Source organism: Candidatus Nitrotoga fabula, from assembly GCF_905221025.1.
Classification (GTDB): domain Bacteria; phylum Pseudomonadota; class Gammaproteobacteria; order Burkholderiales; family Gallionellaceae; genus Nitrotoga; species Nitrotoga fabula.
Map to the genome: position 1 here is coordinate 39,846 of NZ_CAJNBL010000027.1, position 6,000 is coordinate 45,845.

9 protein-coding genes and 1 pseudogene are annotated in these 6,000 nt (G+C 45.4%); 7 read left to right on the forward strand and 3 right to left on the reverse strand.

Translation table 11 applies throughout. From position 1 onward, the window contains the following. Positions 1-266 precede the first annotated feature (266 nt). The 4 genes from KJA68_RS07100 (at position 267) to KJA68_RS07115 (ending at position 3,031) form a co-directional block, all read left to right on the forward strand. Positions 267-1,496, forward strand: a complete 1,230-nt coding sequence (locus KJA68_RS07100) for an MBL fold metallo-hydrolase (RefSeq protein ID WP_213036250.1) — start codon at positions 267-269, stop codon at positions 1,494-1,496. A 1-nt stretch (position 1,497) separates the two neighbouring features. Then, complete coding sequence (locus KJA68_RS07105; RefSeq protein WP_213036251.1) at positions 1,498-1,971, forward strand: PcfJ domain-containing protein; 474 nt, start codon at positions 1,498-1,500, stop codon at positions 1,969-1,971. A 70-nt stretch (positions 1,972-2,041) separates the two neighbouring features. After that, positions 2,042-2,344: a hypothetical protein gene (locus KJA68_RS07110; RefSeq protein WP_213036252.1), complete on the forward strand. Its 303-nt coding sequence runs from the start codon at positions 2,042-2,044 to the stop codon at positions 2,342-2,344. A gap of 18 nt (positions 2,345-2,362) precedes the next feature. After that, the gene (locus KJA68_RS07115) at positions 2,363-3,031 is read left to right on the forward strand and encodes a hypothetical protein (RefSeq protein ID WP_213036253.1); all 669 of its coding nucleotides are present in this window, start codon (positions 2,363-2,365) and stop codon (positions 3,029-3,031) included. A 117-nt stretch (positions 3,032-3,148) separates the two neighbouring features. Here KJA68_RS07115 and KJA68_RS07120 read toward each other — a convergent pair whose 3' ends face one another. From KJA68_RS07120 to KJA68_RS07130, 3 genes are read right to left on the reverse strand one after another with little or no spacing between them, the layout of a single operon-like run. After that, positions 3,149-3,577: a hypothetical protein gene (locus tag KJA68_RS07120; protein ID WP_213036254.1), complete on the reverse strand. Its 429-nt coding sequence runs from the start codon at positions 3,575-3,577 to the stop codon at positions 3,149-3,151. Positions 3,578-3,610: 33 nt separating this feature from the next. After that, the gene (locus KJA68_RS07125) at positions 3,611-4,060 is read right to left on the reverse strand and encodes a LacI family transcriptional regulator (protein WP_213036255.1); all 450 of its coding nucleotides are present in this window, start codon (positions 4,058-4,060) and stop codon (positions 3,611-3,613) included. Beyond that, entirely contained in the window at positions 4,057-4,389 is a 333-nt protein-coding gene (locus KJA68_RS07130) for a hypothetical protein (RefSeq protein WP_213036256.1), read from the reverse strand. Before KJA68_RS07130 ends, KJA68_RS07125 begins: the two co-directional genes overlap by 4 nt. A 3-nt stretch (positions 4,390-4,392) precedes the next feature. On the opposite strand from KJA68_RS07130, the gene KJA68_RS07135 reads away from it, so the two are divergent. The 3 genes and pseudogenes from KJA68_RS07135 to KJA68_RS10880 all read left to right on the forward strand — a co-directional run. Continuing rightward, complete coding sequence (locus tag KJA68_RS07135) at positions 4,393-4,521, forward strand: type I restriction enzyme endonuclease domain-containing protein (RefSeq protein WP_213036257.1); 129 nt, start codon at positions 4,393-4,395, stop codon at positions 4,519-4,521. A gap of 257 nt (positions 4,522-4,778) precedes the next feature. After that, positions 4,779-5,456, forward strand: coding sequence for an IS1595 family transposase (locus KJA68_RS07140; protein WP_213036258.1), 678 nt, complete (start codon positions 4,779-4,781; stop codon positions 5,454-5,456). Positions 5,457-5,859: 403 nt separating this feature from the next. Then, positions 5,860-5,961: pseudogene (locus KJA68_RS10880) on the forward strand (IS5/IS1182 family transposase); the annotation flags it as partial. Positions 5,962-6,000: the final 39 nt, after the last annotated feature.

A 6,000-nucleotide genomic window follows, 5' to 3' on the forward strand; every position in this document is an offset into this window, starting at 1 on the left:
AACCTTTTCTTCTTCTCCAGACAGAATTATTGTTAAGTTACAATGCATTATATTAAGACTATTAATCAGTACTCAAATTTTACCAGTTAACAACGTCGAATTTTGACCAGGCTGAACTGAGTTTTAGGCCGATTTTTCACTGTGTGAATAGATAGGAATCGTTGCCGGTTTTGGACCAGTTGCTTGCAAATAATTTCTACAGGCTCATCCTGTGAGCTAGTCACCTTCTATCATGTTCCACTCGCACTACTATCTAAGAGAAAAACATGAATGTTCGAATACATCGTGGCACGAAACAAATCGGGGGAACCTGTGTTGAGATCGAAAATGATGGTGAGCGTATTGCTATCGATTATGGCTTGCCTCTGGGCGGAAATGCTGCAGACGTGTCTCTTGTCCCATCCATCGATATGGAAAGCCTCATGGGTGTGGTCATCTCGCATCCGCACATAGATCACTATGGCTTAATGCATCACATGCCAGGCGGAGTTCCAGTCGCCATGGGGGCCGCTGGCAAAAACCTGATCCGGGCCGCTGTACCGTTTACCCGGCAAATACTTCCGCCACTGAACGGGCCAAACCTTGAACACATGCAACCTACCCAGCTTGGCTCTTTCAGGATTACCCCATATCTGATGGATCATTCAGCATTCGATGCTTATTCGCTGTTGATTGAAGCGAATGGCAAGCGCATATTCTATAGCGGTGATTTCCGTGCCCATGGGCGCAAATCTGGTCTGTTTGAGAAAATAATTCAAGATCCACCTGAAGACGTGGACGTGCTGTTGATGGAAGGATCATCGCTTTCCCGCCTTGATGATGAGGTTACTTTCCCGACCGAGCAGGAACTGGAAAATCAATTTGTAGCATCTTTTAAAGCAACATCCGGCTTGGCAATGGTTCATGCTTCCGCCCAGAACATTGACCGTATTGTCAGTATCTATCGGGCATGCAAGCGCAGCGGAAGGACGTTACTGATCGACCTCTATGCGGCGGCCATTCTTGAAGCAACTGGCAATAACAGCATTCCTCAATCCTCATGGCCAGGAGTGGCGCTCTATGTTCCAGAATGCCAAAGAAGACTGATCAAGCGGAATGGGTGGTTCGATCTGCTTGAGAGGCACAGTAAAAATCGTATCTATTTAAATAAAATTGGCGAGACTTCATCGCAATACGTTGCCCTGTTCCGCCCCTTATTGATGGCTGACCTGGAGAAAGCTGACTGCCTGTGCGGGGCAAGTTTTGTTTATTCGCAATGGGAAGGGTATCTGAAAGAAGGTGCATATTGCCAGATTACAGCATGGTTAAAGAAACATGACATTCCGTTGACCCGGATTCATACATCCGGCCATGCCAGCCCTGTTGATCTAAAACGTTTCTCCAGTGCGATTTCACCCAAATCACTGGTTCCGATACATAGCTTCGCACCCGAGAAATATGAAGCGCTTTTTTCTAATGTTCTTTACAAGAATGATGCAGAATGGTGGGGGGTTTAGTATGAATGACCAAGGGCTTAGTCAGGAACAGGCGGATGAATTAAACGCTATTTTTGGCCTCGGCAGGGCAGGGAAAAAGAAAAGGCGTGTATATCTGTGGGAATCTGTCTTGCAGGCGCATGAGATGGGGATGTATCAGATCATTCCAATAACCAGTTCCTGGGCATTGCGCCATGAGGGACGCGTAATGAACCACTGTGTAGGCAGCTATGAAAAATTATGCAGGGATGGATACATAAGGGCTTTCTCCATACGAGATTTGCATGGAAACCGCGTTGCGACCATGTCGCTCATGTTCCAGGACGACGATTGGCATCTGGAGCAGATCAAGGGATATTCCAACGCTGAAGTATGCATTTCAGAAGAAGTTTACTACGATGGCGAACAAACTCAGACATTGATCGAAATGACGGACTTGCATTATGTAGCTTACGAGGTATTGCGGTGTTATCGCAAAGCCTGGGAAAACGATTGATCAAATTGATTGTTCTAATCGCCGTAGCGGATGGTGATTAAAAGAGGGATAAACAAAACGAAAGTTAGATATGACAGAAAATAATGATCAAGATAGTAAACAATATTCCAGAGAAATTTCTCAACCTTTTATGGACGCTTTAAAGAATGGTCTGTTGAAACCGATCCTGGAGCGCGTAAAACATGACGAAACCCTGATGTTGGCTCTTCGGGGTAAATACATCAATATTTATTATCGGGGTGGGAATTTAATTGAGATTAGAGAAAATGATGGCTGTTTTTCTGGCAAGTTCAGTTTGAATTACATCTGCCAGCGAACTGAGTTTCTCAGAGAAGAAATTAAAAAATTCCAGAAAATCACACTTGACAATTAAGATTGTGTAAAAGCATGGGTGAATGCCATTCCGAAATTGAAGCTTGCCATTGATATTTATTTGGGTTCCGTTAAAGACAAGCATGAACGTGAGTTTCAACAATTGGTTGCCCGTGAAAATAACGCTTCCGGTATTTCAAACGAAACAGAATACTTCATTGCAGACATTGAGTACACCCAGCCCGGGCTAAAAGCGCGATTTGACCTTTTAGCCATACAGTGGCTCGCTAAAGATAGAAGCGACGGCAGTAATTGTCGTTTAGCTTTGATTGAAATGAAATATGGAGACCGGGCTATCGGTGGAAAATCTGGATTAATAGATCATCTTGAAGATATTGCGGAATTTTTTGAGGACAAAGAAAAATTTAAACCATTTTTATCTGAAGTAGAGTCAATGTTCAAACAATTAAGGGATCTTGGCTTAATCCGATTTGGCACTGCTGGCAACGAAAACGTCGTAAAGCTTGCTCAAGAAGATTTGGAAGTGATATTTTTGTTAGCCAATCATAATCCACGCAGTGTTTCACTCATGTCTGAATTGAACAACATAATTGTTCCAAAAAATATCGATTTGCGTTTCTTTGTTTCCAGTTTTGCTGGGTACGGGATGCATACTCAGTGTATGTGTAATCTTGAGAAATTCAAGGAGTTAAATAAATTATTTGAAACCAATATGATAGCAGGTTAACCAGTAGTGTACTTGGGTGCGATCCCGGGGCATGGGACGCACCAACCGCATTGAGGGCGCAGCATTGCTGGCCTGTTATGTTGCCAAACGGACTGCCTGATCAGCATAGGTTCGTGTTTAAAAATTCTCAGCCCTTCGATCCCAGAATCCTGGCTCGTCGTGGTGAGCGTTTTTCATGGCAACATCAAGTGGCAAAAGAAATAGCAAAACGCCTGGGAAACGTGGACTCCCATCGGGATTTTCCAAATAATTGAGGACTTTTTGATATACCGGGTTTGTTTCTTCGAACGGCACATCAATGTAAACCTGCCCGGCATAGGATGTCATGGAATTTTCATCGGCAAACGAGCCGCATGGTTGCCAATGGATCTGGTTACGATTGAACCACTCGATGACTGATTGCCGGTCTGCCGATGATGCCCAATGCCAAACGGAACTGGGTTTAACTTTCCCTTCCAGGTTTTCCGGATCGAGGAATTTAAGAAAAAGTACATCGCACTGTTTCTGACGGGCGATGGCGTCGATATGTTCAATTAATTGAGGCATGGTATTCTCTGTCTGGTGGGGACATTCATGATTTCATGCGGGAGCGAAGGAATGAGTTGCACAGATTACATCCATTACCGGGACGTTCTCCCACACCAATGGCGGATCCGCTGCCAGTTCCAGTAACGTAATATGGTCCGGCAAGCTGTCATCCAGAATCGCAGCCACTATATACGGGGACAGCATCGTAAGATTGATCATCCGGCTGACATAACTATTGTCCACCCCCTCGCGGATTGCCAGTTCGCGCAGGGTTTTCACCTCCCCGGATTCCAGCATGGCCAGCCAGCGATGACCACGCGCCAGTGCCTGCTGCATTGACGTGGGCCTGGATAGTTTTTGTGGCATGCCGATTACTCCATTTGGCAAGGTTATTTTTTTGCATCCACTGCAGCGCCGGATCTGGATCGGAATCTGCAGCGTCAGTTTCCCATCACTGCAGGGCGCAACCTCTGTCTTGCCCGCAACTCGGATGGCACTCATGCCAGTGCCTCCTCAATTTCTCTGACCGGCTTGATTTCTTTCACCACCTGCCCGATGCCATTGGCCCGTAATTGCAATTCAATATTGGTCGGAGACACAATCACCTTTTCCACCAGCAACTGCACGATGCGTTGCTGCTCTGCCGGGAACAGCTGATCCCAGATCACGTCCAGTCGTGTCATCGCCACTGTAATTTGTGCTTCATCCAGCTGATCGTTGAGAGCAACCGCCTGTGGCACGATCTCACTGATCATTACAGGCTGGCGCATCATATTACGCAACTGCTGCAGCACTGCCGCTTCCAGTTCCGCTGCCGGCAACCTGGGCAAAGCGTGCGTGCCCGGCTGCGCCTGATGGTCAAGCGCATACTGCGCAAATACAAGTATCCCCCGGACCAGCAGGATGCAGCAGTGGAACTGGTATTGCAGCAGACGGAGGCGTTGGGGGAGGGATGGGGGTAAGTTAATGGCAATTGTAGCGAGATAGATTGTCGATACGACGGCTGCTGAGGCCGAAGAACAATATTATCGAGAAATCATAATGTAGTCTGTAGAGACTGTTTTACTTTGACCAATTAGTCTCCACGAAACCCGGGGCGATTCAAAAAGGCTCGGAAGCTACCCTATTCTCCCCATCTGATCTGCGTTACTCCAAATTGCACTTTATCTTAAGGGTCTTAGGAAGTTAAGCGCATTATAAAATGTGCTAACCTCCTAATATGGTTAATAAAAATAGATACTATGTCCGTTCACGAATCAGCGAGGCTAAATTCAGGCAACTTGTGCAATGTTTTGCACTCGATCTTACTGCTACCAATACAGCTAAGTTGATTGGAATCTCGGTACGGTCTGTAAACAGCATCTACCTTGGAATTCGTCTTCGCATGGCTGAAGACTGCGAGGTTGCTACTCCACTTAAAGACGCTGTAGAAGTGGATGAATCGTATTTTGGGGCGCATCGTGTAAGAGGTAAACGCGGGCGAGGTGCCTATGGTAAAACGATTGTGTTCGGGTTGCTGAAACGGCAAGGTAAAGTGTATACCGAGATCGTGCCAGACTGTTCCAAAGCCACGCTGCAAGGCATCATCAGAGGGCATGTGGAACCCGCTACCATCATTCATTCGGATGGCTGGAGGGGATATGACGGCCTGGTTGATATTGGCTCCGACAAACATTTTAGAGTGAATCACGGAGAAAATGAATTTGCGAATGGCGATCGACATATTAACGGTATTGAGTCGTTCTGGAGCTATGCAAAACGAAGGCTGGCCAAATTTAATGGCGTACCCGGACATACGTTCTATCTGCATCTGAAAGAAACTGAATATCGTTTTAATCATCGTCGTGATAATCTTTACCTTGAAATACTTAAATTGTTGAGATTAAACCCGCTTTAACTTCCTAAGACCCTATCTTAAAATTCGGCCTACATGATACGAAACATTGGACTCTTTGAAATTCTTCTTACGTCAAATCATATATGATGTTATTTGATATTTATCAAATTATAAATAGTAATTTAATTTTACTATATACATCAAGCAAAAAATCTAAGTTATTAGAATCCTAAAATTTAAAAAATCAATATTTTTGTATAATTTACTTTAATTATGGTTTAAAACTTCGTCTCAGTTCGTTCAGCAGCGGAAGGAGAGGCATAAAAAGAAGAGCCATGAGAAGACTCATGATGTGGGGAGATTCGGCCTATAGTGGTCAAGGTTCTGTGCTTGCAGAGTATGCGCTACAGGCACAGGACTTCACCCGTGCCCGAGCTATCGCAACACATCACTGACCGAAGAAGACAAACGGAAATCGAAGGTGCGCGCCAAGGTGGAACATGTGTTCCGCGTGCTGAAGTGTCAGTTTGGTTTTACCAAGGTCCGTTATCCGGCGTTGATCAAGGCATGGCCGGATGCATAGCGACCATCGCGGAACGACTTC

Coding starts and splice junctions, on each gene's coding strand:
- KJA68_RS07100 (WP_213036250.1), top strand. CDS start 267: ATGAATGTTCGAATACATCGTGGCACGAAACAAATCGGGGGAACCTGT.
- KJA68_RS07105 (WP_213036251.1), top strand. CDS start 1,498: ATGAATGACCAAGGGCTTAGTCAGGAACAGGCGGATGAATTAAACGCT.
- KJA68_RS07110 (WP_213036252.1), top strand. CDS start 2,042: ATGACAGAAAATAATGATCAAGATAGTAAACAATATTCCAGAGAAATT.
- KJA68_RS07120 (WP_213036254.1), bottom strand. CDS start 3,577: ATGCCTCAATTAATTGAACATATCGACGCCATCGCCCGTCAGAAACAG.
- KJA68_RS07125 (WP_213036255.1), bottom strand. CDS start 4,060: ATGAGTGCCATCCGAGTTGCGGGCAAGACAGAGGTTGCGCCCTGCAGT.
- KJA68_RS07140 (WP_213036258.1), top strand. CDS start 4,779: ATGGTTAATAAAAATAGATACTATGTCCGTTCACGAATCAGCGAGGCT.